This window comes from Roseateles sp., assembly GCF_049240545.1.
Lineage (GTDB): Bacteria > Pseudomonadota > Gammaproteobacteria > Burkholderiales > Burkholderiaceae_C > Paucibacter_A.
The window spans coordinates 1-1,023 of record NZ_JBMLSK010000375.1; the positions used below are offsets into that span (position 1 = coordinate 1).

Sequence of the window (1,023 nt, forward strand, 5' to 3'; positions counted from 1 at the left end):
CACCTCTTGAGAAACAACCTCGAGTCCAGCCCGTTCATGCGGCTGCATCAACAGGAGCGACCTGGAAGCCAAGGGCTGCAGCACGGCGCCTGAGGGCTGCAATGCTACGTTGACGCTGTTGCTCCTCGTACCGTTCACGGCCTTGGTCGACATACTCCTCGCCGCGCGTCAGCATGAAGTAGACCATTCGGGAGAGCTTGTGGGCGACGGCGGTGTTGGCCCTGGGCTTGTCCATGCGTGAGCACAGGCGACGGTAGAACGCACCCAGTGCCGAGTCGCTGCGCGACAGGCTCATGGCGGCCATCTTCAGCGCCTGGCGGGCGCGATTGGCCGATCGCTTGGTGCCGGCCGCCAGCACCTTGCCACCGCTGATCTTCGTGCCAGGGCACAGGCCAAGCCAGGAACAGAAGTGCTTGACGTTGGCGAAGCGGCTGAGGTCCGTGCCGATCTCCGACAACAGCTTCATCACGATGCTGACCCCCAGGCCGTCGATGCGCGTGAGGTCCACGCCCGCCCAGTTGGCCATCGCTTGGCGCACGTCGAAGGAGGGGTTGTTCTTACCCTTGCCCTTGAGCGAAGCCTTGAGCTTGACGGTGTGACGCTGCAGCGGTGCGAGCAGCGCTTCGATCTTGGAATCACACTCCTGCACGCGTTTGGCCAGATCGTCGAAGATCGCTAGCGACTGCATGAGCAGGAACAGGTGCTCGTCGCGCCAGTTGCCGGTCAACGCCTTTGTGACCTCGTCCTTACTGGCCTTGATGCGGCGGTTGTGATGCCGCGCCAACACGAGCGGATCGCGTTCGCCGGCAACGATGTCGCGAATGATTGCCTGGCCGGTCATGCCCATGACGTCGCTGAGCACCTCGGTGAGTTGGATGTTCATCTGCACCAGTGCCTTTTGCATGCGCTGCACCCAGGTGCCTTGCTCGGTGAGCAACACGTCGCGCTGGCGCACGACGGCGCGCACGACGCAGACCTCGTCACCAGGGCGCCAGGCTGCGCGTAGCAGCCCCAGGCTCATGA

Annotated in this window: 1 protein-coding gene; it reads right to left on the reverse strand. The window is 63.5% G+C overall.

Features of this window, described 5'->3' with window-relative positions; translation table 11 throughout:
* Positions 1-34: 34 nt before the first annotated feature.
* On the reverse strand, positions 35-1,023 hold a 989-nt coding region (locus ACOVRJ_RS22855), incomplete at its 5' end, for an IS110 family transposase (RefSeq protein WP_422046125.1).